Genomic DNA, 26,522 nt, shown 5'->3' with positions numbered 1-26,522 from the left:
AGAGTTTAGGCTTAGGCTAACCTGACATTCATGGTTATCTCGGCCCGAAAGACCATATTGCCCTCAGTATCAGTCACTTCAACCGGCACGAGCTTGTCACCTTCTGTCGCCCAGTCAATGTTGTCCCCGATGGCTTTTGCCGTTAGGTCTGACTTTGCTTTTTTTAGGTATTCCACGGTCATGCCGACGGGGATCCAGCGGCTTTTTACCGGCACCGATACATCGGTCATCATGCCGCCGGCAAGCTCTGCCATATTACACATTGCGATAGCGTGAACGGTATTGAGGTGGTTGGTCACTTTGCGGCGTTTTTTGATTGTGACTTCCGCATAGCCGGGCTTGAGATCGGTGACTTTGGGCTTAATGGAGCCGAAGTAGGGTGCCATACGACAAACAACGAACGAAAAAAGGCTGTTGCCAAAAGGCAAACGGGAAAGCTGCTTATATATCTTGAGGTTTTTACGCATTGAAACTTCCTTTTCCAACTAATTTGCAATAACCATTCATTATTCAAGTTATAGTCTGGTCTGACCACTATGCAAGTTGAAATTAGAGTGTTCAACCCATTTGTTGGTTCTCATAATGCAAAAAGGGCTCTGAAGAGAGCCCTTTGATGGTGTTAAAAAGTGGTGTTAATTATGGGTTTTCAGAAACCGCAACAAACACTTCATTCTCGCCAAAGCCAACTAGGTCAGCACGGCCGTTGCCGTTTACGTCACCAAACATACGTGGGTGCACTCCTCGCTCCCAATTACGGTACGGAGTGAATTGCTGGTAGGCCGTATCATTTTCATTGTTATGGCGCCATTTAGATTCGTATACCCAAACACTGTTTAGGTTTTCGAAGTGGTCACCTGCACCATCGTCATTGATATCCGCAGACCAAGCTACATAAACACCATGCTCGCCGATAGCCCAGATATCAGCACGGCCGTTACCGTTCACATCAGCAACCCCGCGAGGGTACTGTGCACCCCAGTAGCTATCTGGTCCCCAGCCGACACCAAGAACTAGTTCAGCGAACGCAGTACCGGCTACAAAGTTTGCGCCATTGCCCTCTGCATCGTCACTTAGCCAAGTTTGACGTTCGCTGAAGTTACCTTTGCCATCATTCACCGAAACGTAAATCTCTGTGTGGCCGAAGGCGATGATATCAGCCGCGCCGTTACCTGTTACATCGGCGACAAAGCGTGGGTAATTCGAATCGTTGCCTTCAAATTTTTCACCACTTTCGATATCTACAAGGTTCTCTGAACCGAAATCACCAACAATTTTCGTTAGTGGGCCAAAGCTATCCCCTTGGTTTTGTCCAACATAAGTGCCGTCTACAGCGAAGACAACCAGATCAGCTGCGTCATTACCTAGCACTTTACCAAAGGCAATGTTGTAGTCTGAAGGCTTGACTGGTGGGAATGGGTTTGATGGTTCTTCGTTCTCTTCTTGAGCTGATTCAAGTGGGTCAACACCGCCATTCGCTTTGCCCCAGCTTACTTCATCCAAGAAGCCTTGCTTACCATCATTAACTGCAACTAGGATATCGCCATTATCATTCATACCTACAAGGTCAGCTAAACCATTACCAGTAAGGTCAATTAACTGAACAAGGTGGGTAGCGGTGAAAGTTGTTGGAAGCAGCTGTGGCTCATTGAAGCCTTCGCCTGTTGAGGTCGCTAAAAAAACCTGACCTGTAGCGAAATCAACTTTTACGGCATCTTGCAGTTTATTGCCAGAAACATCGCCGATAATACGAGCAGAGTTATAGTGATCACTACCAGTTGCCGAAGTTAGAACAGTGCTCTCACTCCAAACTTTTTCCTCTGCAAGTTCGCTCGAGGAGTAAACGTTCTCACCATCAACAAAAGTACCTTCGCCGAAGTCACGATTGAAGTAGTAAACCGATGAGTTATCGCTACCGTCTTGCCAGCTCTGACGGTGGTTGTGATAAGCCGAGGTAACGAGTGATTCAGAAACAAAGTTGATGTTACGCGTACGGCTGATTTCATCCAAGATCGGCAGTAGGTTTTGGGCATTGGTATCTGTAGAAATAGATTCTTCTTCAAGTACGATGCGATCTTCGGCAACACCGTATTCAGCCATTAAGTAATCTTTCATCGCTTGGGCTTCAGTTAAGCCTTCGCCATTTTCGAAACATGTTTCTAGAGACGTTGGGTTACCCTTACCAGCAAAGGCGAAAAACGGATTTTCTTTTTCAAGCGAAACGGCATAAGCGCGATCAACACGTTGCTCTAGAAGCAAACGCGCATTACAAGATTCGTAGTTAACCTGTAAGCCAAGGCCAATAATGAGATCTGCATTTTCTGTTGAGTTGTCACTTTGGCATCCAGCAACCAGTGCTGATGCAACCAATACTGCGGCGATCTTATGTTTCATCGTTATAAAGTCCTAAAGTATGCATAGAGGTAGCATGTAACACTACATCTGGGCCCTTCGAGGTAGTGAACGCGGTTATTTTGCGTAGAAGATAAAGTTATTTCCATTTGGTTTTTAAGCTTTTGTGCTGATGATCAAATAAGCATAAGAGTGTTCGCATATGTACTTTTTAGACAAGGAATTGCTTGAATGTGAGCAATAAACCATGAAATAAATGTGCTTTTTATAAATATGAAAGTAATTTACTTTGTTGATTTACTAGTTAATTTTTATTCGTAAAATAATGATGTTTACTTAGGGATATATAACTTTGGAGTATGAGTTGGCTGTGAGAAATTATTGTTTTTATGTGCTTATATGGGGTTAAATCCTGACTTTTATGTTTGTAACATAATGTGTCTGTGGCGGAATTTAAGAGGTTTTTTTCGTTTTTGCTCATAGATGAAGAATAAAGTTAAGGGACAAAAAATGACCGATTATTTTTGGCAAACTCTAAAAAGTAGCTTCTGCAATCCCGTTCCTGTGAGCTTTATCACTCTTTCTTATTGGGAATGAGTTGGGTTGATTTTCATTTATATTTTAAAAATCAGTGCTTTACATTGTTTATTGAATCTCGTTTTTCTTAATTTTTCATGTCGCCCAGATTAAATGTCCGACAATAAAGTCACGATGTCTTTTTAGAGATATTTATTTGCCAGATGACCTGCCAAAATATGCAGTAGATGAATAATTCATCAACTTCTTCTATTTGAAAGGCACGCAATGTTTTACTTATTTCCTTTATTGACCGTTTGCATTTGGGCGGGGAATGCTATCGTCAATAAGCTGTCGTATAGCGTTATTGATCCGGGGGCAATCTCTTTTTATCGCTGGTTTTTTGCCATGGCGGTGTTAACACCTTTTGTTTTGCCATCGGTGTGGCGAAAGCGCCATATCATCAAGCCGCATCTATCAAAGTTGGCCTTCTTGGCGCTGTTGGGCATGGTGCTTAACCAGTCGTTAGGCTACTTTGCTGCTGCGACGACAACGGCAACCAACATGTCGTTGATTATTTCGCTGGTACCTTTGATCAGTATGTTCTTGAGTGTACCGCTACTGGGCCAACGCTTGTTACCTACGGCGGTAGTAGGGGCCGTGTTATCGCTGGCTGGTTTGGTATTTATGTTGGGGCACGGTGACATCAGCAATCTAGTATCGCAAGGGATCACCCAAGGTGATGGTTTGGTGATGTTGGCTGCCGTGGTCTACGCACTATATTGTGTATTGCTAAAGCGTTGGCAGATGCCAATCAATAACTGGCAGTCTGTGTATGTACAAGGTTTGTTCGCGATTGTCATGTTGTTGCCGCTGCTATTTAGCAGTGAGCGAATGGCCATTACCAGTGAGTCGTTACCACTTATTGCTTATGCCGCAATCCCTGCTTCTGTACTCGCACCGTGGTGCTGGTTGAAAGGCATTGAGATCTTGGGGGCAGACCGCACCGCGATGTTCATGAACTTGATGCCGGTATTAACGGCGTTCATTGCGAGCATTACCTTGAGCGAGCAGTTGGCTATTTACCATTATATTGGCGGCAGCATGGTGCTTGCGGGTGTGATTCTGGCGCAACGTAAACCGAAGTTGGAAATGCCTACCGAACCGCTGGCTGGCAGTGCCAAACCAACGGCATAACGAAGCATACCTGATTGATGAAACGGCAGTGGTGAGAAGCCACTGCCGTTTTTTATTGTCGACAATCTAGACTAAGGTCTAATACATATTGTTAACAATTAGGTTGTAAAAGCCGATTTTTAGCGCTAAATTTGTTCGTAACTTAACCAATTGTTGACAATTTAATGAGCGAGCAAGGTTTGAAATTGAAAAGTGTCGACAGCCAAGGTGAGAAAGAAGGCACCAAGTCAGAAAACCTCACCGAGCAGCTAATTGATCAGATTGTAAAAGGTAGCTATCCCGCTGGCAGTAAGATCTCGGAGCCGGAATTGGCCAAGTATTATGGCGTCAGCCGTGGCCCTTTGCGTGAGGCGATGATGAGATTGGAATCCATGGGACTTGTTGAGCGGGTTCCCCATGTAGGGGCACGAGTGGTTGCTCTCAGCCAAGAAAAACTGATTGAAATCTATGCAGTTCGCGAAGCGCTTGAAGGAATGGCGGCAAGGCTTGCTTGTGCGCACATTACCGACGAAGAAATCGCTGGATTGGAAACCTTGCTAGACGCCCACCACCAACATATAGAACAAGTGGAAGGGGCCTCATATTTTCACCAGCAAGGTGATTTTGACTTTCATTACCGGGTGATAAAGGCGAGCCGGAATACCAAGTTAATTAGCCTACTTTGTGACGAGCTTTATCATTTGTTGCGTATGTACCGCTACCAATCGCAGCGTTCTCATTCCCGTCCGGAGCAGGCACTCAAAGAACACTTTCACCTACTTAGCGCATTAAAAGAGCGCGATGGAGAGTTGGCAGAAATGTTGATGCGGCGGCACATAATGAGAAGCCGTCAATTAATCGAACAACAGCTGATGAAGGATAAGGAGACAGCCTCATGAGTCCAGGGAAACGCTTCCGCCAAGCGGTAGCCAATAACAACCCGTTGCAAATTGTCGGGACCGTCAACCCCTACTGTGCCATGATGGCGGAGCAGGTTGGCCACCAAGCGGTGTACCTATCGGGGGGAGGCATTGCTAACGCCTCATATGGGTTGCCTGATTTAGGTATTACAACCTTGAACGATGTGCTTGAAGATGTCCGACGAATTACCGCCGTGACAAAACTACCCTTGATGGTTGATATTGATACGGGCTTTGGCGGGGCGTTCAACATAGCTCGAACCATCAAAGAGGTGGAACGAAGTGGGGCTGCTGCTGTTCATATGGAAGATCAGGTCGCTCAAAAGCGCTGCGGGCATCGACCCAACAAGGCGATTGTTAGCCAACAAGAAATGGTTGATAGGATCAAAGCGGCTGTCGATGCCAGAGTCGATGATGATTTCGTGATAATGGCGCGCACCGATGCACTCGCTGTGGAGGGGATGGACTCGGCAATTGAGCGAGCGCAGGCTTGTGTTGAGGCCGGGGCAGATATGATCTTTCCGGAAGCCATCAATACGCTGGAGCAATACAAGCAGTTTTCCGATGCGGTAAAAGTGCCGATTCTGGCTAACATTACCGAGTTTGGCCAAACCCCATTGTTCAGTACCGATGAGCTGGCGGAGTGCGGCGTAGATATGGTGCTTTATCCACTGTCGGCATTCAGGGCAATGAATCAGGCAGCATTGAATGTCTACCAACATCTATTGAAAGATGGCCATCAGCGCAACGTGGTTGATCAAATGCAAACCCGTGAGGAGCTCTACCACTACTTGGGCTATCACGATTACGAGCAAACACTCGATAAACTATTCAAAAAGCCTTAATCGAAATTATCTCTAAGGCTTATTAAAACAATAAAAATCGCAAACAAGTACAGGGTGGAAATAACCTCTGGGGATAAGTGTATCCATTTATCCAATAAATAAAGAGGAAGCCCAACTTATTTAAAATAACGTGAATACAACTTAAGAAGGAGTCTGCTATGACTGCGATAGCCGTAGCTGATGTAAAGAAGGACGAGAGCGAAAAGAAATCACCAGCCCTTGGGGGCGCTGGCTTGAGAGGCCAAAGCGCTGGGGTAACAGCGCTGTGTACGGTCGGTAAATCAGGCACAGGGCTGACCTACCGAGGTTACGATATTACCGACTTGGCTAATTATGCTGAGTTTGAAGAAGTGGCCTATTTATTATTAAAAGGCAAACTGCCAAATAAGCAAGAATTACAAAATTACAAACAAGCACTGGTTGAATTTCGGGGGCTACCTGAAGCATTAAGGTTGGTACTCGAAACTATCCCGGCCGATGCCCACCCAATGGATGTAATGCGAACGGGTTGTTCAATGCTTGGTAATCTTGAGCAGGAGCTTGATTTCTCGCAGCAGGATGAAAAAACTGACCAACTGCTCGCCATGTTGCCTGCCATTATTTGCTACTGGTATCGCTATAGCCACGACGGAGTCCGTATCGATACGGCTAATAGCCGCGAGGATAGTATCGGTGGCTACTTCCTTGAAATGCTCACTGACAAGTCACCATCGGCACTCCATAAGCAAGTGATGCATTGTTCATTGGTGCTGTATGCCGAGCATGAGTTTAATGCTTCAACGTTTACCGCCCGGGTTTGCGCCTCAACCTTGTCAGATCTGCACTCTTGCATCACTGCAGCCATTGGTAGTTTGCGTGGCCCGTTGCATGGAGGTGCCAATGAGGCGGCGATGGCGATGATTGAGCAGTGGCAAACTCCCGATGAAGCTGAAGCTGGCATTATGGAAATGTTGGCGAATAAAGACAAAATCATGGGCTTTGGTCATGCGATTTACCGTGAATCCGACCCCCGGAATGCTTTAATTAAAGCATGGTCAGAAAAATTGTCCGCTGATGTTGGTGACACGCACTTATACGCGGTTTCTGAGCGGGTTGAGCAAGTAATGAAGCGCGAGAAAGGGTTGTTCTGTAATGCCGACTTTTTCCATGCTTCGGCCTATCACTTTATGGGGATCCCTACCAAGCTCTTCACCCCTATTTTTGTGATGAGCCGTGTCACGGGCTGGGCAGCACATGTATTCGAGCAACGTGACAATAACCGTATTATTCGCCCAAGTGCTGACTATGAAGGCCCTGAGCATCAGGATTGGCTGCCGATTGAAGAGCGTCGTTAATACCACAATTTACGGATGTAATTTATGAACATGAATACTCAATACCGTAAACCACTGGCAGGTAGCGGGCTTGATTTCTTTGATACCCGCGAGGCCGTCAATGATATATCGCCCGGTGCTTATGAAAACCTCCCATATACGTCTCGGGTGTTGGCTGAGCAACTGGTGAGGTGCTGCGATCCTGAATCTTTGACTGACTGCTTGAAGCAGATCATCGATCGAAAGCGGGATCTTGACTTTCCTTGGTATCCAGCGCGTGTGGTTTGTCACGACATTCTTGGGCAGACGGCCTTGGTTGATCTCGCGGGATTGCGTGATGCGATTGCCGAACAAGGTGGCGATCCGGCTAAAGTGAATCCGGTGGTGGAAACCCAGCTTATTGTTGATCACTCCCTTGCCGTAGAACATGCCGGTTTTGATCCGGAAGCGTTCGACAAAAACCGGGCAATAGAAGAGCGCCGCAACGAGGATCGCTTTCATTTTATCGAGTGGTGTAAAACGGCTTTTGAAAATGTCAGCGTGATACCGGCTGGTAACGGCATTATGCACCAGATCAATCTGGAGAAAATGTCACCGGTGGTTCAAGCCAAGAACGGTGTCGCCTACCCAGATACCTGCGTGGGGACGGATAGCCACACTCCCCATGTTGATGCGCTGGGTGTCATTGCGATAGGTGTGGGCGGACTCGAAGCCGAGACGGTGATGTTAGGCCGGCCATCCATGATGCGATTGCCCGATATTGTTGGCGTAAACCTCACAGGCAAGCGTCAACTAGGTATTACCGCAACCGATATCGTGTTGGCTATCACCGAGTTTCTTCGTAACGAGCGTGTGGTGTCGTCTTATCTTGAGTTCTTTGGCGAAGGGGCGCGTGACCTTACTATTGGCGACCGTGCAACTATCTCCAATATGACGCCGGAATACGGTGCAACGGCGGGTATGTTTTATATCGACGAACAGACCATTAACTACCTCAAACTGACCGGACGGGACGAGCAGCAGGTCGAGCTGGTTGAACAATACGCCAAGCATACCGGTTTGTGGGCAGACGATTTGGAAACGGCTCAATATGAGCGGGTGTTGGAATTCGACTTGTCGAGTGTGTCCCGCAATATGGCTGGGCCGTCAAACCCCCACCGTCGTTTACCGACCTCTGAGCTTGCCTCGCGCGGGATATCGGGTGAATGGCAAGAAAAAGACGGCGAGTTGCCTGATGGTGCCGTTATTATTGCGGCCATTACGTCTTGTACCAATACCAGCAACCCGCGAAATGTGGTCGCAGCGGGCTTACTTGCCAAGAAGGCCAATGAGCTAGGCTTGGTGCGCAAGCCATGGGTGAAATCCTCGTTTGCACCCGGATCCAAAGTCGCCAAATTGTATTTGGAAGAAGCCGGACTGTTGCCAGAATTAGAGAAGCTGGGCTTTGGTATCGTGGCTTATGCCTGCACCACCTGTAACGGCATGAGCGGGGCATTGGATCCTGATATTCAGCAGGAGATCATCGACCGCGATCTCTATGCCACCGCAGTACTGTCGGGTAACCGAAACTTTGATGGTCGTATCCATCCGTATGCAAAACAAGCCTTTCTGGCATCGCCACCTTTGGTCGTTGCCTATGCGCTAGCAGGCTCTATACGCTTTGATATTGAGCGTGACTCTCTTGGTAACGACCAGCAAGGCAATCCAATTTACCTCAATGATCTGTGGCCCACTGACGAGGAGATTGATGCGGTTGTCGGTGAGCATGTGAAGCCTGAGCAGTTTAATCAGGTGTATATCCAGATGTTTAAACTGCATGATGAGCAGCGTAACAACAATCCGCTTTACGATTGGCGTCCAATGAGCACCTATATTCGCAGGCCGCCTTATTGGGAAGGGGCGCTGGCTGGCAAACGAACCCTATCAGGGATGCGCCCTTTGGCAGTATTGGGGGACAATATCACTACCGATCATCTATCACCATCGAATGCCATTCTGGCATCTAGCGCGGCGGGTGAGTATTTGGCGAAGATGGGCGTGCCTGAAGAAGACTTCAACTCTTATGCTACCCATAGGGGAGACCATCTCACCGCGCAGCGGGCAACATTTGCCAACCCGAAACTGTTTAATGAAATGGTGAAGAAAGAAGGCGAGGTTGTGCAAGGTTCGTTGGCGCGAATTGAACCTGAAGGCAAGGTCGTTCGTATGTGGGAAGCCATTGAGACCTATATGGAACGCAAGCAGCCTCTAATAGTGGTGGCCGGTGCTGACTATGGGCAGGGCTCATCGCGTGATTGGGCGGCAAAAGGGGTGCGTTTAGCAGGTGTTGAAGCGATTGTGGCTGAAGGATTTGAGCGTATCCACCGTACTAATTTGGTGGGAATGGGGGTATTGCCATTGCAGTTTAAGCAAGGCACTGATCGTAACACCTTGGGGCTGGACGGAACCGAGCTTTATGACGTGGTTGGTGACATAAAATCAGGTGCTGACTTGGCCTTGGTGGTGACGCGTGCTAACGGTGAAAAGTTCGATGTGCCAGTAACATGCCGCCTCGATACGGCGGATGAAGTGGCAGTGTACCAGGCGGGCGGTGTACTCCAGCGCTTCGCCCAAGACTTCTTGGCACAATAGGAGAGATAATCATGACAAATTTATCTTCTCAGCTTCAATTTAAGTCCCAGCCACAATTAAAAGTGCCAGCCACTTATATCCGTGGTGGCACCAGCAAAGGGGTGTTTTTCAACCTTGCTGACTTACCCCCCGAAGCTCAGGTGGCAGGTGAAAGTCGAGATAAGTTGCTGATGCGCGTCATTGGTAGCCCAGACCCTTATGCCAAGCAAATTGATGGGATGGGGGGCGCCACTTCGAGTACCAGCAAAACCGTGATTGTGTCAAAAAGCGACAAAGCAGATCACGATGTCGATTATTTGTTTGGCCAAGTATCGATTGATAAACCTTTTGTGGATTGGAGTGGCAATTGCGGAAACCTTTCGGCAGCTGTTGGGCCGTTCGCGATTCATGCCGGGCTCATTGCGAAAGAGCGTATTCCACAAAATGGCAGCGTTACCGTGCGTGTTTGGCAGGTTAATATCGAGAAAACCATCGAAATCCATGTGCCGGTGGTGAATGGTTTTGTGCAGGAAACCGGCGACTTCGAACTCGATGGCGTGACATTCCCTGCCGCTGAGATCCAGGTGGATTTTATGGATCCTGCCGACGGCGATGGCGCGATGTTCCCAACCGGTAACTTGATCGATGATCTCGAAGTGCCTGATGTGGGAACCTTCAATGCCACAATGATCAACGCTGGGATACCGACGATCTTCATCGATGCCGACGCGCTGGGCTATACCGGCACTGAATTGCAGGAAGACATTAACAGCGATGAAAAGGCGTTGGCGATGTTCGAGCGTATCCGGGCCCATGGTGCATTGAAAATGGGGCTGATAACGAGCCTTGAAGAAGCTGAAACTCGTCAGCACACGCCTAAAGTGGCTTTTGTCGCCAAACCCAACACCTACCTATCATCAAGTGGTAAAGCCGTGAATGAAGAGGATGTTGATGTACTGGTGCGAGCCTTGTCGATGGGGAAGTTGCACCATGCCATGATGGGCACTGCGGCAGTGGCCATCGCTTCTGCAGCGTGTGTACCGGGAACCTTGGTTAACTTGGCTGCTGGTGGCGGGAATAAAGAGTCTGTCACTTTCGGCCACCCATCGGGAACGCTGAGGGTGGGGGCGCGTGCAAAACCAGCACCGCAAGGTTGGCAGGTTGAGAAAGTGATGATGAGTCGCAGCGCGCGCATATTGATGGAGGGCTTTGTCCGTGTTCCATCTGATGTCTTTGTATAACGGCATTTTGAATAACGTTATTAACTAAAACGTTTAAAGCACTTTGATTGAGCAATGTCAGGACATACTGGAGGAAGCACTATGTCTGTATATCAGAAAGAATATCAGTTGGCACAAACTGCGCCGCAAGATTTTTGGCAACAGCAAGCACAAAAACTTCCGTGGTATCAATTTCCGCAAACGATTTTAAGCAAAGATGAAAATGGTATCGAACGCTGGTTTGCTGACGGTGAATTGAATACCTGTTACTTGGCGTTAGATCAGCATGTGGAAGCGGGGAGGGGCGATCAAACTGCCCTTATTTATGACTCACCAGTAACAGGCACCAAGGTTCAATACAGTTATCAGGTATTGCGAGACCAAGTCGCCAAAACGGCGGGTATGTTGGCTGAGCTTGGGGTAGTGAAAGGGGATCGCGTGGTGATATATATGCCGATGATCCCCGAAGCTGCAATGGCCATGTTGGCATGCGCTCGGATCGGTGCCATTCACTCAGTGGTATTCGGGGGCTTTGCGCCCAATGAGCTGGCTGTGCGTATCGAAGACGCCGAGCCCAAACTGGTACTGACTGCTAGCTGCGGCATCGAAGTAAACAAGGTTATCCCTTATAAGCCTTTGGTTGATCTAGCCATTATGGACAGCCGTTGGAAGCCAGAGCATGTGGTGGTATTCCAACGTAATGCCTGCCGTGCAGAATTAACCGAAGAAAGGGATCGTGACTGGCAGATGCTAAAGCAAAAAGCAGACATGTATCCCTGTGTGCCCGTCAAAGCCACCGACCCACTTTATATTTTGTATACCTCTGGCACAACGGGCAAACCGAAAGGAGTGGTGAGGGACAATGGCGGCCATGCCGTAGCGATGAAATACAGTATGGAGACGGTCTATGCCGTGGATCCCGGTGATGTATTTTGGGCTGCGTCTGACGTTGGTTGGGTCGTTGGCCATTCTTATATTGTTTATGGTCCACTCATTCATGGTTGCACCACGGTTATGTTTGAGGGGAAACCGGTTAAAACACCTGATCCTGCGGCGTTTTGGCGAGTATGTAATGACTACGGGGTGAAGGTGCTGTTTTCCGCCCCTACAACCTTCCGAGCGATTAAGAAAGAAGATCCCGAAGGGGCAATGTTGGTGGATTACCCGATGCCGAAGCTAAAAGCGATTTATATGGCGGGCGAAAGGTTAGATCCGCCAACACTGGAATGGGTGCAAGAGAAAACCCAGCGCCCAGTGATCGATCATTGGTGGCAGACAGAAACAGGCTGGGCTATCGCGGGTAACCCGGTTGGGCTAGAAAGTTTTGCGATTAAACCAGGCTCGGCCACTATACCTATACCGGGTTATGGCGTGGTTGTTTTAGATGAAACCGGAGAAGAAAAACAAGCCAATCAGCAAGGCTATATTGCGATTAAAAGGCCACTACCACCCGGCTGCCTACCCACGGTGTGGCGCAACCACGATAGGTTCCAGTCAGGCTATTTAAGTCAATTCCCAGGGTATTACGTTTCAGGGGATGGGGGCTACCTTGATGATGAAGGGTATTTATTCGTGATGGGACGCATAGACGATGTCATCAATGTGGCGGGTCACCGTTTATCAACGGGTGAGATGGAGGAAGTGGTAGGCGGCCATGAAGCCGTTGCCGAGTGTGCGGTGATTGGTATCCATGATGACTTGAAAGGTCAGTTACCGTTGGGTCTGGTGGTTTTAAAAGATGGCTACTATTCGGAGAATGGTGCCATAGAAAAAGAACTACTGCAGAAAGTGCGAAGCGAAATCGGTGCGGTAGCCTGCTTCAACCGTGCGCTGGTGGTCGATAGGCTACCTAAAACGCGCTCAGGTAAGATATTGCGTAGGGTAATTCGGCAGATAGCAGATGGTGAGCAGTATGTTGTGCCATCGACGATTGATGATCCTTCGAGCCTCAGCGAGATAGAGAAAGTAATCAATTGATGTTAATGTGATCTTGATCGTTTTTAACAATTGGTTTACAACTAAGGCGATGCATTGAAAAAGGAGGATCTATGCAGCTTAATCTTATCGTGATGATTTTTGCCTTGGGGATTGTGGCCGTCGATAAGTTGTCATGGTTTGATGATAGCGTGACTGAATATGCGAACGTACCGCAGTTTGAACCGTCAATTGTGTTTATGGATGAACAGCACGAGAAGGCGGTCGTACCCGATACCAAGGTGGCTTTGCATGAAAAAAAGCTTGCTGAATATTATGAGCAAAGCATGTCGCCTGCAATAAAAAAGGTGGTTTTGGGCAATCTTGTTGTGCCTGCTGAGTATTAATCCAATGTCCAGGCGAGTAAATTAAGGAGCCATTCATGATTATGAGTGGCTTCTTTATGTTAACCGTTCTAAATTTGGATCAGAGGTGCTTTTAGCGGTTTTTTGATTGCTTATTGTACTTTTCAAGAAAAGACAACCTTGTCTTGTTGATTGCATCACGACTTTGTATTTTTAGCTTTTGCCGAAGTTGCTTCGCATCCTTACTCATTACCTAGCCTTATCATTTTTAATATATTTTATTACTGATAGATATGTAAATGTGATATCCATCTCATAAAGTGGTGTGAATATACATGATAAGGTTAGGGTTTCATATTAACTTTTGATTGCGATTATAAGAAAAAATCTACAAATTTGATCCCCATCAACCTCCCTTCTTTTATGTCGACAAATTAGTTATTACGTGTGTACAGGAAATAACCTAATACTTAGTGGGTATTTTTTGGGGCGGTTTTATTACTTTGGCTTTAACATTACGTCCAAACTGTCACGCAAATCAATGAGAGGCTGCTGGCTGATATCGATGATACTTCTCGAAGGCCTGTCGAGTTCGACAATTAAGGTAAGAACGATAGAAAAAGCCAGTGCAAAAGGCACTGCGGCCACCAGTGCACGGCCTTTGTTTTGCGATCCGACTTGGAGGCCATTGAGCCCAATCGTTAGAAAAGTGAGAAAACCCAAAGTAAACCAAATGCTGACAGGGATACGGCCACGGATCCCTTTATTGATTCTTTCTGTATGTATATCAATGACTTCGTTTAAAGAATTTATATAGAGCAGTAATTGCTGAGGGGAGGTAGATTCATGGGCTTTCATCGCTTCGTTCCAGAGCTGGAGTTGGAGAGCCTCACTTTGTTTGATGACTGAATTAACAACCCGTTTTTGCTTTCTCTTGTCTTCAACAACCCTGATGGTGACATATTCTCTAAATAGCTCGCGGCTTCTTGAGCGGTAGGGCTCATCAAGTAGCGATGTACGGAGGATCGCCGTCCCCACAGCATTGGCTTCCTTCAATACCAACTCTTTGCGATCGGCTGATTTTGACGCCGCCATACTAAAGGTAAAAGCAAGAATAAACGCGAGCAGGCTAGCAAGGCCTGTTGCCATAGGGCTGATTGATTGGGTGATTTGCTTCGAGGGGGTACCAAGGGCTAAACGGTATCCGAACTCGAACATTAAGGCGATGACGATAAAGATCAAAGCCAGAATGGCATAGATGGATAGCGAATCAAAGAAGGCTTCCTGAAACATATAACGACCTTGATTTTTGGTTATGGTTATTCGGTTGCTGATAACAGTATAGCGGCTGCAATAAACACCGTATTTATGGTGGCATCTTGTGGAAGGAATGTGAAAGTCAGCGACTTGCAGTGTGGTTGGATATACTTGAAAGGGAGAAACCACAGCCAGCTGGGTGTTGTCATGAACTATAAGCATATGATGCTAGCAGTGAACTTCAATGAAGATGCTGAACAATTGGTGATGAAATCGGCGCAGCAAGCGCGGCTAAATCAAGCACAGTTTAGTGTGATCCACATTGATCCTGACTTCTCTAAGATCTATGAGGGTGTGCGTGAATTTAATCCTGAAAGGTTTGATGACAAGGTACACAGCCAGTCTGTAATCGCCATGAAAAACTTACTTAAAGGGGCTGATTACCCTGTATATAAACACTTGTTTTATGCAGGGTATGTGGAAGATCAAATCATAAAAGCGGTGGGTGAGTATGAGATTGATCTGTTAATTATTGGCCACCATGAATCAACCCTCTTCCATCAGCTTACAATGTCAGCGAGTGAGCCATTGTTACGCAAGATGCCCTGCGATATTTTATTTGTTCGCCTTGAGCGATGATGGCTATGCCATTTGCTTGGCTTATTCTCCTAGTCGATTCGCTTAACTATGTGTTAGGCATTGAGCAGCGTAGTAATGCTGTCCCAACGATACACAAACTCATCGACGGTACTGCCTTCGGGGGCTTGCCATTGCTGGGCCTTCGCCTCATACGCCCCTAAGTATTGGTAAAATGCTTGGGCACTGGTATTACCCGCCAATACTTCTAGATACATCCCATCAATATTTGCTTGTGCAGAAGCCTGCTTTGCGGCGTGGTGTAGCAGCGTTCGGCCTATGCCCTGGCCTTTGAAGCTTGGGTTAACATGCAGGTTCTCAATCAGTGTTCCCCATGCCTTATCTTGATCAAGGTAGATGCAGATAAAGCCGCACAACTGGTTATTTAGAGTGGCAATATACACCCGTTGATTAGGCTGCGGCGATGTAAAACGTGTTTGCCATAGCTCGCCCCTTTCGGAAAACACACCGTCTTTGAGGTAATCGCTGTTAAGTAAGCCTTGGTAAATCCCTTGCCAGCTGGTGGCGTGGAGGTGAGCGATATTTTCAGCATCATTGATTGTGGCAGGGGTTATGTTCACAAATAGTCCTTTAAATCAGAATTCATCACTGAGGGGCGTTGAGTACCTATACTGCAAATATTTTTTTGCTTGAGCAAGTACCAATATCTATGGCCTGTTTCTGTGATGGGCTTATTAGATACGGTGAAAAAATTTCTAACATTTAGTGAATTGTGAGCAATGTTAACCAAAAATATAAATTGGTTGATTTTGATCGAGTTTTCAATTTGTTTTGGTTAACCAATTATTATCGGGGATTATGATGGAGCTGTTGTTTCAATGACATAAAAAATTAAAAGGCACAGTATGAACAGCAAATTCTTTACCCTAGCACCAATAGCAGTGGCACTTGTGTTGGCCGGTTGTAACTCCTCATCAAACTCCAACGACGGAAAGGATGATTTAATTCAGCCCGTTGTACAATCTCGCGTCCATGCGTTGCTTGAGGTTGATGGCTACCGATTCCGAGACTTAGATGGGGATGGAAGCTTAGCACCGTATGAAGATTGGCGATTGCCTGTCAATCAACGCGTCGAAGATCTGTTAAGCCGCATGACGCTTGGAGAAAAAGTCGGCTTGATGCTTATCTCAACCCATAATATGGGCAGAGATAAGCTTGGTAAAGCCGATGGTCGGCTTAATGAGAACGACTCTGTAAGTTCTTTCAACCCATTTAACCCTGCTGTGCCTACGCTAGCACCAATGATGTCTGAGTCTGGTGCAACGAAAGGTATTCAGGAAAGGCACTTACGTCGATTTATTGCACGAGATAATGAGTCTGCCTTTATCTCCGCCCTTTGGGCAAACAATTTACAAGAAGTTGCAGAAGATACCCGTCTCGGTATTCCAGCACTTATCACGTCCAACCCACGAAATCACATTGCAGCAGATGCAGGCATTGGGGTGAGTGTGGGTGAAACCGCATTTTCGGCATGGCCGGGTGAGTTAGGCTTAGCTGCAACGCGAGATGCTGAGTTGGTGAAGGAGTTTGCAGAAATTGCGGCCCAAGAATGGGTGTCGGTTGGCTTAAGGAAAGGCTATCAGTATATGGCTGATATTGGTACTGAGCCGAGATGGGAGCGAGTGGAAGGGACTTTTGGTGAAGACGCCCATCTAGCTGCCGATATGATAAAAGCCATTACCGAAGGTTTCCAAGGTGATAAGTTAGGCACTCACTCAGTCGCCTTAACGACTAAGCACTTCCCTGGCGGTGGCCCACAAGTTGATGGGGAAGACCCACATTTTCATTGGGGTCAAGAACAGCATTATCCTGGAGGAATGTTTGATTACCACCTAATACCTTTCCAGGCTGCTATTGATTCAGGCACCTCTTCGATAATGCCTTATTATGCTATGCCGATTAATAGTACCAGCGACCTTGACTTTGATTTCGAAGAAGTGGCGTTTGCTTATAACAAAGCCATTATTACTGACTTACTACGAAAAGAAATGGGCTTTGATGGAATTGTAAACTCTGACACCGGACCAATTTTTTGGCAACCATGGGGTGTTGAAAGCTATAACTTGAATGAACGCTACCAAAAGGCATTAGAGTCAGGTATTGACCTGTTTTCTGGTAACGCCAACCCTGAGTATTTGCTAGAAACGGTTGAGTCAGGCATGGTGAGTGAAGACAGGATTGATCAATCTGTTCGACGCCTCCTACGTGAGAAGTTTGAGCTGGGTATTTTTGAAAACCCTTATGTTGATCCGCAATATGCAAGTGAAGTAGCTGGAAACGAGGAGTTTCAGAAGAAAGCGGATATTGCTCAACGTAAGTCTATCGTATTGCTAGAGAATGATAAGTCTATTCTGCCACTTCGCCAAAACAGTAATGTATACATTGAGAAGATGTGGTCTGATGCGCAATGTAGTGGTGGTATTATGTCAATGGGAGCCGAAAGTGCTGCTACAGTTGCGGCAAAAAATACCTTGTTGCCAGCGAGTAACGAGGTTGTCGAAACCAATTTGGCTCGTTCATTAGGGTTAAATAGCGCTGAAACAATTAACATTGTGGATGACATCGATGATGCAGATACAGCAGTGCTAGTTGTGATACCGAATAACTGTGGCCTGTTTTCTGCTTCCGAAGATCCAATTTCGCTGAAACTGTCTGAGAACAACATCGATATTGACTACATCAATGATGTTGCAGGAAATAAAGATACGGTACTGGTGGTTAACTTTACCAGTCCATGGTCTTTAGAAGAGGTTGATAGTGCTAATTTACATTCAGTAGTGGCGACTTTTGGCACCTCTGATGCTGCGATTCTTGATGTGCTAACGGGTGAGTTTAACCCTAGCGGTAAAATGCCAATATCAATACCAATGAGACAGGTTGATGCCGATAATAATGACTCGGATGTACCGGGACATATGGATAGTAAAATGCAGCTTCGTTGGACATTCGGTGATGGACTTTCATATTAATTGATTTATGCGAATAAAAAAGGCTAGGTATTTTACCTGGCCTTTTTATTATTCGATCAATGTCAATATATCAATAAGCTTTGGTCAACCAATTGTGGGTTTGATGTATAATATTATTGTTTTATATTGGTGAGTGAAATTCTGCATGATTAAAGGTAATTTAAATAGCATAGATAATCATCGTTACCTCGATGAGAAAATAATTGATATCATAAAAGTGGTAAAAAAACGCTTGGTTGAAAATGACGATTGTGGTCATTATTCTATCATTGGTGATAAAGCTTTTTTCTTTGTTGTTGATGATCATACCCAGTTATTAGCCGAGAGGCGATGTGAAATCCATAAACGCTATATTGATGTACAAATTTTATTAGCCGGGCATGAATGCTTTGGCTATAGCCTTGAGCCATTTTTATCAATATCCGAAGACTGCCTGTTAGAAAAAGACGTAGCGTTTAGCGAAGATATTGTTGATGAAAAGTTTACCTGTCTGCAGGCCGGTGACTTTGTTGTTTTCGACACTTTGCAGCCGCATCGTCCTTTGGTTGCCGTTGATAACCCAATGCCAGTTAAAAAAGCGGTTGTGAAAATCGATAAGAGTTTGATTTAAGGAATGAATGATGAACTCATATATGAATGTATTAGGTTGGGAGGATAGTGATATCCCTCATCGACTTTGGGTGGAAAAACAAAGTGATAGCCGTACTCGGCTATGTATGAAGGTTGTAAAAGATGTTGAGCCTGAAATGCTCTATTTGGATTTGCCAGTTAGCCAGGAAAAGGTGCTAGGTGCATGGCAAGGAAAAGCATTCGCAGTTTCTGATGAGTTTAATGATGGCACTTTATACACACAGGTGAGGGGGTTGTTTAACTTGGATAGTGGCTGTGTGGTTTGGATGGTCAATCATATTCAACTACCATGTGGCAATAAAATGTCAGCAGACAAGCTAACGTTAATCCCAAATATGAACTACCAAAATGGTATTCTATTATCTAAAGTTGACGCATAACTAATACACATCTTCTTATGAAAATATTATTAATTTAGTTGGTTTGTTTAATTTAATATTGTTAGGGTATAAACTATAACGCATAATTTAATCGATGATAGCACCAAGCATGAGCTTGGTGTTTTTCTATGTTTCTCTTGCCTGTTTAATTAAATTTGTAATGGTATATAGGTTCACAACAATAAATGTTGCCTCCATCATTGTTCCGCCGATAGAGCCGAGCAGCAGGTTATTGGTTAACCAGCAGAATGAGTTGAATAAGATAAGAAAGCGTAAGGTGAGCCCGTCGGTTTTAAATAGGCCGTACGTCGCAACCGAAGCACCAAAAATAGTCAGTAGCTCATAACTGTATTGTAAGTTCGGTAGTCCCATTATCCATAACAATGCAATGAAGAGTCCCATGACGTAGCCAGACTGGGTTTTTGTTGATGCATAACTTCTCAGTGCGCTGATCCCACAACCAATAGCGGCGGTAATCGCACCCATCAAGATAAAGTGGCTGCAAAGTACAATCTGGAAAAATGTAAGGTGAAGACGAAATTTATTGCCGTCTTGGTGTAAGAATGCGGTTGCTCCGATAAGAAAGGCAACAATACCAATAGATTGGGCGAAATCGAGTTCAGGCATGGTTCATCCTTACGTTGAGTGCTTTGCTTGAGCAAGCTTATCCGCAATATGTGTCAGGCAAAGCGCAGGGCTTGTCAGTACAGGTGTTGTAGTCGTTATGTCATGCTCGAGGGCGGGGGCCATGGAGGCTTGAGCCAAGATGATGGCATCAAACCCGCTGATGCGATTGATATAGTCTGCGATGACCTTGGCATAGGTAGTAATGTCGCCAGAGGTGAAAGATGACCATGCGTTAGGCACGATGGCCGTTTCAATCACTGGCGCTTGCTGTTGTTCTTGCCCACATTGTTCAAGCAAGGCCATTGTTGGTTGAATCGTGCTTTCTAAAGCGGCCAGCACCAGCACTTTTTTATATGTCGTTGCCTTCATGGCCATTGGACGGTCGACTCGGGTAACCAATGCTTGGATATTGGGTGTTTGCTCTGCCATATCGCCGATGCTCGAACAAGTACAAATTACCCAATCAGCCCCGTTAGCGCTCAATTGTTTCACTGCATCCTGTACCGATTCTGTGACCTCAGCGACTTCGCCAAGTTCGATGGCTTGTTGAAGTAATGCCTCGTTAACATGGTGGCTAATAGTCACGTCAGCTTGGCCTAAGTATCGGTTGATATAAGGGCGAAACAGGGCAACATTGGCTTCGAGTGTATAGAGAAAAGCGACGTGCATGCTTGGCTTCCTAGATTAATGAATAAGGGCGTTAAATTAAGGCCATGGAAGTACTGGCGCATTAAAGTGCTGGGCCAGTAAAAAGGCTTCCGAAAGGAAGCCTCAAAAGTGATGCTGCGAGCTGCTTACTTTACAAGGTCAGCCGCTTCTTTTGCCAAACGGCCAATTTCGTCCCAACGGCCTTCGTTGATGAGTTTTTTATCAACCATCCAAGTACCACCACAAGCGAATACGCGATCAATGGCAAGGTAATCTTTCACATTCTTGGTGTTGACCCCGCCAGTCGGCATGAACTGGATCTGGGTGTAAGGGCCCAGCAAGGATTTCACCATGTTAATACCGCCAGACGCTTCGGCAGGGAAAAACTTCAACGTGGTGATACCCATCTCGATAGCCGCTTCTACCGCACTTGGATTGTTGACGCCTGGTACGATATCAATGCCCAGCTCTTGGCAAGCCTTGACCGTATTTGGGTTAAAACCCGGAGAGACGACAAAAGTGGCACCGGCTTCTTTGGCAGCAATGGCTTGCTCTTTGTTAAGCACGGTACCTGCACCAATCAGCATGTCAGGTTGTGCTTCGCGTAGCAAGCGAATAGCCTCGGCAGCCGCGTCGGAGCGGAAAGTAATTTCAGCTGCTGGTAAGCCGTTTTCAGCCAATGCTTTGCCAAGGGGGATAATGTCTTGTGCACGATCGATAGCAATCACTGGAATCACTTTGATATCGGCAAGTTGTTGTGCGATGTTGCTCATTGTCTGGTGTCCTTTTGCGCTGTTTGGTTATATGAATTAAGTGCCTGCTTACTGAGCTTGGTTAAAATCAATATCTTGCGTTGCGACATGGGGAATGATTGCCCCTTTATGCTGGATCACTGTGCCCGCTAAGCGGTGACCTTGTTGCGAGCACTCGATAGGATCTTTTTCGGTTAGTACACCTGCAAGAAACCCAGCGTTGAAAGAGTCGCCAGCAGACGTTGTATCAATGACGGTTTGAACTGGGTTGGTGGCAATGAACATGCGATCATCTGTACTGAAGTCTTGGTAGAAGTTTCCTTTAGCGCCCATTTTTACCACTGCTTTTCGAACGCCAGCTTGCTGCAAGCGAGCCAATGTGGCTTCTTCACAGCTATCACCCCATAGCGCTTCTTCGTCATCATTAGTGACAAGCGCAAGGTCAGTGAAGCTAAATATTTGTTGGTAGCAGCGTTGTGCCTGTTCTACCGACTCCCATAGGGCAGGGCGGTAGTTGGAATCAAACGCGACTTTAACGCCTGACTGAGTCAATTCAGCGAGTAAGTCGATGAGTTGTTGTCGATCTTCTTGCGGCAAAATCGCTATGCTTATCCCACTTAGATACACCCAGTCGACTTGCTTCAAATGCGTGCTAACTTTGTCGAATTTAGGGTGCTGCAACATGTAACGTGCAGCAGACTGGTTTCGCCAATAAAGGAAAGTGCGCTCGCCCTGATCGTCGAGTTGGATCAAATAAAGCCCTGGCTGGCGTTGTGCATCGCGCAAAACGTAGTGAGTACCTACTCCTTCCTGTTGCCAGCGAGAAAGCATTCCGTCACTGATGGCATCGGTGCCCAGAGCTGAAATGTAGTCGATATTGATAGATTGGCCAGCGCAGCGAGCAAGGTATACGGCGGTATTGAGTGAATCACCGCCGTAAGTTTGCTCCATGGCGCCGAACGGGGCGCCATTGAGCTCAATCATGCATTCGCCAAGCAATGCGATACGCTTCATGCTTTAGGCTCCTGCGATTTCAGATGGTAGCTTGAAATAGGTTTTGGCATTGTTGAAGCAGATATCCTGAACCAGTTTACCAAGCATATTGATGTCGTTTGGTACTTCGCCATTAACCACCCAGCGACCAATCATGTCACATAGAATACGACGGAAATACTCGTGGCGGGTATAAGATAGGAAGCTGCGCGAATCAGTCAACATGCCGACGAATTGGCTAAGCAGGCCAAGTTGCGATAACTGCTCGATCTGGCGTTGCATACCGTCTTTCTGGTCGTTGAACCACCAACCCGAACCAAACTGGATTTTGCCTGCAACACCACCACCTTGGAAGTTACCAATCATGGTCGCCATCATTTCATTATCGCGTGGGTTTAGGCAGTACAAGATTGTCTTTGGTAGCTCGTCGGTGAGATCCATGTCGTTCAGCAGAGAGGCCAGCTGGAAAGCAAATGGACGATCACCAATTGAGTCAAAGCCACTATCAGGGCCGAGCAGCTGGAACATGCGAGTACTGTTATTGCGCTGGGCGCCAATGTGCAATTGCATGACCCAACCGCGCTTGGCGTATTGCTTGCCAAGCCATACTTGAACGGCAGTGCTGAATTGATCGATCTCGTCTTCGGACAGAACTTCACCAGCCAATCGACGGGCTAGCATATTATCCAGCTCTGATTCTGCCGGGATCTTACCGTAGCGTACAATTTCGATGCCGTGGTCAGCAGCGCGACAGCCGTGGGCGGCAAAGTGATCAAGGCGGCGGTCAAGGGCGGTTAGCAGATCGTCGAAGCGGCTGATATTTACATCTGCCGTTTCGCCAAGAAGCTGCATGTATTCAGCAAAGCCATCTAACTCGATCTTGAAGGCACGGTCAGGTCGCCAGCTAGGCGCAACCTCGATATCACAGCTCTCATCTTCGGCAATTGCCTTGTGGTGTTCCAGGGTATGGATTGGATCATCTGTCGTACCGGCCATGACCACGTTCATTTGCTTCATGATGCCACGAGCTGAAAACTCAGGGCTTGCTAACATCTCATTACACTCGTGCCAGATGTCTTCTGCTGTTTTAGGGCCAAATAGTTTACCGGTGATCCCAAAAGGACGGCGAAGCTCAAGGTGGGTCCAATGGTATAGCGGGTTGCCAAGGGTTTGCGGTACGGTTTTGGCCCAAGCCATGTACTTGTGGAAGTCTGATGTAGATTTCCCGGTAATAAGGGCTTCTTGGATGCCCGCTGCACGCATACCACGCCACTTATAGTGGTCGCCTTCAAGCCACATTTGGCCGATGTTATCGAAACGGCGGTTTTCTGCTACTTCTTGTGGGTTGAGGTGGCAGTGGTAGTCATAAATGGGCATGTCTTTGGCAAAGTCATGGTATAGCTGACGAGCGATATCGTTGGTCAGTAGGAAATCGTCACACAAGAATGTTTTCATTTTTAACTCCGGTTTCCCCTCTGAAAACGCACAGCATTCAGAGGGAAGAATTGATGACAAGAAGACGAATTACAGAGATGCAACGGCAGCGCGGGCACCCTTGGTGATGATCAACTGATAAGCGTTAGTCACTTCATTGATAAAGCTTTCATTTTCAATCAGATCGGTCCCGAAGATGGATTCAATACCCAGCAAAGCTCTAACGGCGGTAGGGTTGATACCGTGTTCTTTGTAAATGGCTTTGAACTGGTCAACCATAGGGTCTCTGACATCAATAGCGTCGCCTTTCTCGTCCTGTGCGCTGATGTATCTCATCCATCCTGCAATGCCCATCGCTAGCCATTTGTAATCACTGCCGTTGGCAAGGTGATGACGTAGCGAGCCGCCCATACGCTGTGGAATCTTCTGGCTGCCATCCATTGCGATCTGCCACGTTTGGTGCTTCAGGCTTGGGTTGGTGAAACGGTCGATAAGCAGTTTGGCATACCCTTCTAAGTCAGTACCTTCTGGCATGGTAAGGGTCGGTGCCTGTGCTTTCATCATCATATCGAAAGCGGCTTGGCGGTAGTGCTCATTGGTCATGGTATCGGAGATATGCGGGTAACCACCAAGGTAGCCTAGGTAAGCAAGAAATGAGTGGCTGCCGTTAAGCATACGAAGCTTCATTTCTTCAAACGGCACAACGTCTTCAACAAACTCAGCGCCCGCCACATCCCACTCAGGGCGGCCGTTCACAAAGTTGTCTTCAATTACCCACTGGCGGAATGGTTCGCAAGCAATGCCGCATGGGTCTTCAATGCCGACTAATTCGGTAATTTCCGCCAGGGTTTCAGCCGTTGCCGCCGGTACAATACGGTCAACCATAGTGCACGGGAAAGTGACATTGGCTTCAATCCAGCTTGCTAGCTCTTGGTCGACTAGGCTAGCGAAGTCAAGAACCGCCGCACGTGCAACGTGGCCGTTTTCCTGTACGTTATCGCACGACATAACGGTGAATGGCTTGATGCTTAGCTCTCGGCGGATGCGCAATGCTTCAACGATGTAACCAATGGCTGAATCTGGCTCGCGAGGGTTGGCCAAATCTGCTTTGATTAGCGGATTGTTTTTGTCTAGGCGGCCTGTTGCTGGGTCGGCACAGTAGCCTTTCTCGGTAATGGTCATCGATACAATAGCGACTTGCTCTTCGGCCATTTTACTCAGGATCGCTTCTTTACCGTCAAAGTTAGGGTGAAGCGACTCCGTGACTGAGCCAATCATTTTAACTGCGGTGCTTTGTGCACCTTTCTCAGCCACCGTATATAGGTGGTCTTGCTCGCGCAGCTGGTTGATCAGCGCTTCACCACCAAACAGGTTAATTTCGCAAATACCCCAGTTGCTACCCGTTTTCTCCAGCATCTCATTGGTAAACAGGGCTTGGTGTGCACGGTGGAAGGCGCCAAAGCCTAGGTGGACGATACGGCTCTGTAGCGCTTTGCGATCGTACTGTGGGCGAATGACTTGAGGGTTGAGGTTTGCGTTTGCAATATTATCCATTGTCGTGTCCTTGAGTCCGCCAGCATAAGCTGGCGGCGGGTGAAATCATTGTGTTTTTAATGTGTTGCCAAAATCTGAATTAGTAACCTAGTACTAGGCCCGGTAGGAACAGGCTTAGCTGAGGAATAAAGGTTACAGCCAGTAGAGCAGCAATGAGCGCCGCATAGAATGGCAGTAGTGGTTTGATGATCTTGTCGATTGAAACCTTCGCGACTGAACAGCCGATAAATAGCGCACTACCTACAGGCGGTGTACAGATACCGATAGCCAAGTTGAAGGTCATCATGATGCCGAAGTGAACTGGGTCGATACCTAGGTCAAGCGCGATTGGCAAGAAGATTGGGGTAAAGATCAGAACCGCTGGAGTCATATCCATGAAGATACCAACAATCAATAGAATCAAGTTGATGATCAGTAGGATAACTAGCGGGTTTTCAGATACTGCAAGTAGCGCGTCCGCAATCATGTAAGGGATATCGGCATTGGCCATCGCCCAAGACATCCCCATAGAAGCACCAACCAGAAGCAGTACGATTGAAGTCGTTACGGCTGATTCCAAGATGATTTTCGGTAGATCGCGGAACTTCACTTCACGGTAAACCAATACCGCGAGTATAAAGGTGTAGACAACCGCAATGGCCGATGCTTCGGTTGCGGTGAAGATACCACCGATGATACCGCCCATGATGATCACGATAAGCATCAGTGATGGCAGAGCTTTGATCAATGTATCCCACACCTCAGCCAACGTCGGCTTAGGTGCAAGCGGGTAGCCACGGCGTTTGGCGATGAAACCTGCCACACACATTAAGCTCAGGCCCATGATAATACCTGGGATGTAGCCACCCAAGAACAAGGCTGCAATTGAAGTACCGCCAGAGACCAAAGAGAATACGATCAGGGTGTTACTTGGCGGGATCAACAGGCCTGTTGGGCATGAAGTGATGTTAACGGCAGCCGAGAAGTGCTCGTCGTAGCCGTCCTTCTTTTGTAGTGGTGACATGGTGCCACCTACCGCCGCTGCCGATGCAACCGCAGAGCCAGAAATCGAGCCGAACATCATATTTGCCATCACGTTTACGTGCGCAAGGGAGCCAGGCAGGCGGCCACCCAGTACTTTGGCAAAGTTGATCAGACGAATTGCAATACCGCCTTGGTTCATGATGTTACCCGCCAAAATAAAGAACGGGATAGCGAGTAGGGCAAAGTTATCAAGGCCTGCTGCCATACGTTGGGCAACCACGGCAATCGCGGGCTCAAGCGGCAGGCTCATCATGATAGTTGCAAGCGATGAAAGACCGATAGCAAAAGAAACAGGGATCCCCAAAGTCAGGAGAACTGCAAAGCTACCAAATAGAGTGAGAATGACTTGCCATTCCATAGTTGTAGTCCT

General features: G+C 47.1%; 23 protein-coding genes. 12 read left to right on the top strand and 11 right to left on the bottom strand.

The genetic code is table 11. The features are described from left to right. Positions 1–11: 11 nt before the first annotated feature. Both C9I98_RS01990 and C9I98_RS01985 read right to left on the bottom strand, forming a co-directional pair. Positions 12–467: a hotdog fold domain-containing protein gene (locus C9I98_RS01990; protein ID WP_036816785.1), complete on the bottom strand. Its 456-nt coding sequence runs from the start codon at positions 465–467 to the stop codon at positions 12–14. 169 nt (positions 468–636) lie between these two features. Next, positions 637–2,391 carry an ElyC/SanA/YdcF family protein gene (locus tag C9I98_RS01985; protein ID WP_036816786.1) on the bottom strand — a complete coding sequence of 585 codons (1,755 nt, stop codon included), beginning with the start codon at positions 2,389–2,391 and terminating at the stop codon, positions 637–639. Positions 2,392–3,153: 762 nt separating this feature from the next. On the opposite strand from C9I98_RS01985, the gene C9I98_RS01980 reads away from it, so the two are divergent. From C9I98_RS01980 to C9I98_RS01945, 8 genes are all read left to right on the top strand, one after another. Next, entirely contained in the window at positions 3,154–4,062 is a 909-nt protein-coding gene (locus C9I98_RS01980) for a DMT family transporter (protein WP_107271505.1), read from the top strand. Positions 4,063–4,226: 164 nt separating this feature from the next. Further along, on the top strand, positions 4,227–4,940 hold the full coding sequence (locus C9I98_RS01975; RefSeq protein ID WP_081878999.1) for a GntR family transcriptional regulator: 714 nt from the start codon (positions 4,227–4,229) through the stop codon (positions 4,938–4,940). Further along, positions 4,937–5,806, top strand: coding sequence for a methylisocitrate lyase (gene prpB / locus C9I98_RS01970; RefSeq protein ID WP_036825209.1), 870 nt, complete (start codon positions 4,937–4,939; stop codon positions 5,804–5,806). Before C9I98_RS01975 ends, prpB begins: the two co-directional genes overlap by 4 nt. A 158-nt stretch (positions 5,807–5,964) precedes the next feature. After that, positions 5,965–7,140 (top strand): bifunctional 2-methylcitrate synthase/citrate synthase, encoded by a 1,176-nt coding sequence (gene prpC / locus C9I98_RS01965; protein WP_051902366.1) that lies wholly within the window; start codon positions 5,965–5,967, stop codon positions 7,138–7,140. A 24-nt stretch (positions 7,141–7,164) separates the two neighbouring features. Beyond that, positions 7,165–9,750 (top strand): Fe/S-dependent 2-methylisocitrate dehydratase AcnD, encoded by a 2,586-nt coding sequence (gene acnD, locus C9I98_RS01960; protein WP_107271504.1) that lies wholly within the window; start codon positions 7,165–7,167, stop codon positions 9,748–9,750. An 11-nt stretch (positions 9,751–9,761) separates the two neighbouring features. Continuing rightward, entirely contained in the window at positions 9,762–10,970 is a 1,209-nt protein-coding gene (prpF, locus tag C9I98_RS01955; protein ID WP_036825205.1) for a 2-methylaconitate cis-trans isomerase PrpF, read from the top strand. A gap of 81 nt (positions 10,971–11,051) precedes the next feature. Beyond that, positions 11,052–12,926 (top strand): propionyl-CoA synthetase, encoded by a 1,875-nt coding sequence (locus C9I98_RS01950; RefSeq protein ID WP_170111205.1) that lies wholly within the window; start codon positions 11,052–11,054, stop codon positions 12,924–12,926. Positions 12,927–12,997: 71 nt separating this feature from the next. Next, a complete protein-coding gene (locus C9I98_RS01945; protein ID WP_036829333.1) occupies positions 12,998–13,270 on the top strand; it encodes a hypothetical protein in 273 nt (90 codons plus the stop codon). 456 nt (positions 13,271–13,726) lie between these two features. On the opposite strand, the gene C9I98_RS01940 is transcribed toward C9I98_RS01945, so the two are convergent. Further along, positions 13,727–14,521 carry a bestrophin-like domain gene (locus C9I98_RS01940; protein ID WP_036826304.1) on the bottom strand — a complete coding sequence of 265 codons (795 nt, stop codon included), beginning with the start codon at positions 14,519–14,521 and terminating at the stop codon, positions 13,727–13,729. 171 nt (positions 14,522–14,692) lie between these two features. Between C9I98_RS01940 and C9I98_RS01935 the strand changes: the two genes are divergently transcribed. Beyond that, positions 14,693–15,124 (top strand): universal stress protein, encoded by a 432-nt coding sequence (locus tag C9I98_RS01935; protein WP_036826309.1) that lies wholly within the window; start codon positions 14,693–14,695, stop codon positions 15,122–15,124. Positions 15,125–15,177: 53 nt separating this feature from the next. On the opposite strand, the gene C9I98_RS01930 is transcribed toward C9I98_RS01935, so the two are convergent. Next, positions 15,178–15,702 (bottom strand): GNAT family N-acetyltransferase, encoded by a 525-nt coding sequence (locus tag C9I98_RS01930; protein ID WP_036826305.1) that lies wholly within the window; start codon positions 15,700–15,702, stop codon positions 15,178–15,180. 285 nt (positions 15,703–15,987) lie between these two features. On the opposite strand from C9I98_RS01930, the gene C9I98_RS01925 reads away from it, so the two are divergent. From C9I98_RS01925 to C9I98_RS01915, 3 genes are all read left to right on the top strand, one after another. Then, complete coding sequence (locus C9I98_RS01925; RefSeq protein WP_036826307.1) at positions 15,988–18,111, top strand: glycoside hydrolase family 3 protein; 2,124 nt, start codon at positions 15,988–15,990, stop codon at positions 18,109–18,111. Positions 18,112–18,256: 145 nt separating this feature from the next. Further along, the gene (locus C9I98_RS01920) at positions 18,257–18,721 is read left to right on the top strand and encodes a NanQ anomerase/TabA/YiaL family protein (RefSeq protein ID WP_036828711.1); all 465 of its coding nucleotides are present in this window, start codon (positions 18,257–18,259) and stop codon (positions 18,719–18,721) included. A gap of 10 nt (positions 18,722–18,731) precedes the next feature. Further along, entirely contained in the window at positions 18,732–19,121 is a 390-nt protein-coding gene (locus tag C9I98_RS01915) for a hypothetical protein (RefSeq protein ID WP_107271502.1), read from the top strand. 126 nt (positions 19,122–19,247) lie between these two features. Here C9I98_RS01915 and C9I98_RS01910 read toward each other — a convergent pair whose 3' ends face one another. The 7 genes from C9I98_RS01910 to C9I98_RS01880 form a co-directional block, all read right to left on the bottom strand. Further along, positions 19,248–19,748, bottom strand: a complete 501-nt coding sequence (locus tag C9I98_RS01910; RefSeq protein WP_107271501.1) for a YgjV family protein — start codon at positions 19,746–19,748, stop codon at positions 19,248–19,250. A 9-nt stretch (positions 19,749–19,757) separates the two neighbouring features. Beyond that, positions 19,758–20,417, bottom strand: coding sequence for a hypothetical protein (locus C9I98_RS01905; protein WP_107271500.1), 660 nt, complete (start codon positions 20,415–20,417; stop codon positions 19,758–19,760). Between the two features lie 125 nt (positions 20,418–20,542). Further along, positions 20,543–21,169, bottom strand: coding sequence for a bifunctional 4-hydroxy-2-oxoglutarate aldolase/2-dehydro-3-deoxy-phosphogluconate aldolase (locus tag C9I98_RS01900; protein ID WP_036826607.1), 627 nt, complete (start codon positions 21,167–21,169; stop codon positions 20,543–20,545). Positions 21,170–21,217: 48 nt separating this feature from the next. After that, entirely contained in the window at positions 21,218–22,162 is a 945-nt protein-coding gene (locus tag C9I98_RS01895; protein ID WP_036826610.1) for a sugar kinase, read from the bottom strand. Between the two features lie 3 nt (positions 22,163–22,165). Further along, on the bottom strand, positions 22,166–23,596 hold the full coding sequence (gene uxaC / locus C9I98_RS01890) for a glucuronate isomerase (RefSeq protein WP_036826613.1): 1,431 nt from the start codon (positions 23,594–23,596) through the stop codon (positions 22,166–22,168). Between the two features lie 69 nt (positions 23,597–23,665). After that, the gene (locus tag C9I98_RS01885) at positions 23,666–25,129 is read right to left on the bottom strand and encodes a fructuronate reductase (protein WP_107271499.1); all 1,464 of its coding nucleotides are present in this window, start codon (positions 25,127–25,129) and stop codon (positions 23,666–23,668) included. A gap of 79 nt (positions 25,130–25,208) precedes the next feature. Continuing rightward, a complete protein-coding gene (locus C9I98_RS01880) occupies positions 25,209–26,510 on the bottom strand; it encodes a TRAP transporter large permease (protein WP_107271498.1) in 1,302 nt (433 codons plus the stop codon). Positions 26,511–26,522 lie beyond the last annotated feature (12 nt).

Origin of the sequence: Photobacterium sanctipauli, from assembly GCF_003026495.1 — a bacterium.
In the GTDB taxonomy this organism is placed as follows: Bacteria; Pseudomonadota; Gammaproteobacteria; order Enterobacterales; family Vibrionaceae; genus Photobacterium; species Photobacterium sanctipauli.
This window is presented reverse-complemented; position numbering and strand designations above follow the sequence as displayed.

Bases quoted from the DNA above. Each gene is read 5' to 3' on its own strand.
- C9I98_RS01980 (WP_107271505.1), top strand. From the start codon at position 3,154: ATGTTTTACTTATTTCCTTTATTGACCGTTTGCATTTGGGCGGGGAAT.
- C9I98_RS01940 (WP_036826304.1), bottom strand. From the start codon at position 14,521: ATGTTTCAGGAAGCCTTCTTTGATTCGCTATCCATCTATGCCATTCTG.
- C9I98_RS01880 (WP_107271498.1), bottom strand. From the start codon at position 26,510: ATGGAATGGCAAGTCATTCTCACTCTATTTGGTAGCTTTGCAGTTCTC.
- C9I98_RS01950 (WP_170111205.1), top strand. From the start codon at position 11,052: ATGTCTGTATATCAGAAAGAATATCAGTTGGCACAAACTGCGCCGCAA.
- C9I98_RS01900 (WP_036826607.1), bottom strand. From the start codon at position 21,169: ATGAGCAACATCGCACAACAACTTGCCGATATCAAAGTGATTCCAGTG.
- C9I98_RS01985 (WP_036816786.1), bottom strand. From the start codon at position 2,391: ATGAAACATAAGATCGCCGCAGTATTGGTTGCATCAGCACTGGTTGCT.
- prpC (WP_051902366.1), top strand. From the start codon at position 5,965: ATGACTGCGATAGCCGTAGCTGATGTAAAGAAGGACGAGAGCGAAAAG.
- uxaC (WP_036826613.1), bottom strand. From the start codon at position 23,596: ATGAAAACATTCTTGTGTGACGATTTCCTACTGACCAACGATATCGCT.
- acnD (WP_107271504.1), top strand. From the start codon at position 7,165: ATGAACATGAATACTCAATACCGTAAACCACTGGCAGGTAGCGGGCTT.
- C9I98_RS01925 (WP_036826307.1), top strand. From the start codon at position 15,988: ATGAACAGCAAATTCTTTACCCTAGCACCAATAGCAGTGGCACTTGTG.
- prpF (WP_036825205.1), top strand. From the start codon at position 9,762: ATGACAAATTTATCTTCTCAGCTTCAATTTAAGTCCCAGCCACAATTA.
- C9I98_RS01975 (WP_081878999.1), top strand. From the start codon at position 4,227: ATGAGCGAGCAAGGTTTGAAATTGAAAAGTGTCGACAGCCAAGGTGAG.
- C9I98_RS01895 (WP_036826610.1), bottom strand. From the start codon at position 22,162: ATGAAGCGTATCGCATTGCTTGGCGAATGCATGATTGAGCTCAATGGC.
- C9I98_RS01910 (WP_107271501.1), bottom strand. From the start codon at position 19,748: ATGCCTGAACTCGATTTCGCCCAATCTATTGGTATTGTTGCCTTTCTT.
- C9I98_RS01920 (WP_036828711.1), top strand. From the start codon at position 18,257: ATGATTAAAGGTAATTTAAATAGCATAGATAATCATCGTTACCTCGAT.
- C9I98_RS01990 (WP_036816785.1), bottom strand. From the start codon at position 467: ATGCGTAAAAACCTCAAGATATATAAGCAGCTTTCCCGTTTGCCTTTT.
- C9I98_RS01885 (WP_107271499.1), bottom strand. From the start codon at position 25,129: ATGGATAATATTGCAAACGCAAACCTCAACCCTCAAGTCATTCGCCCA.
- C9I98_RS01945 (WP_036829333.1), top strand. From the start codon at position 12,998: ATGCAGCTTAATCTTATCGTGATGATTTTTGCCTTGGGGATTGTGGCC.
- C9I98_RS01915 (WP_107271502.1), top strand. From the start codon at position 18,732: ATGAACTCATATATGAATGTATTAGGTTGGGAGGATAGTGATATCCCT.
- C9I98_RS01905 (WP_107271500.1), bottom strand. From the start codon at position 20,417: ATGCACGTCGCTTTTCTCTATACACTCGAAGCCAATGTTGCCCTGTTT.
- C9I98_RS01935 (WP_036826309.1), top strand. From the start codon at position 14,693: ATGAACTATAAGCATATGATGCTAGCAGTGAACTTCAATGAAGATGCT.
- prpB (WP_036825209.1), top strand. From the start codon at position 4,937: ATGAGTCCAGGGAAACGCTTCCGCCAAGCGGTAGCCAATAACAACCCG.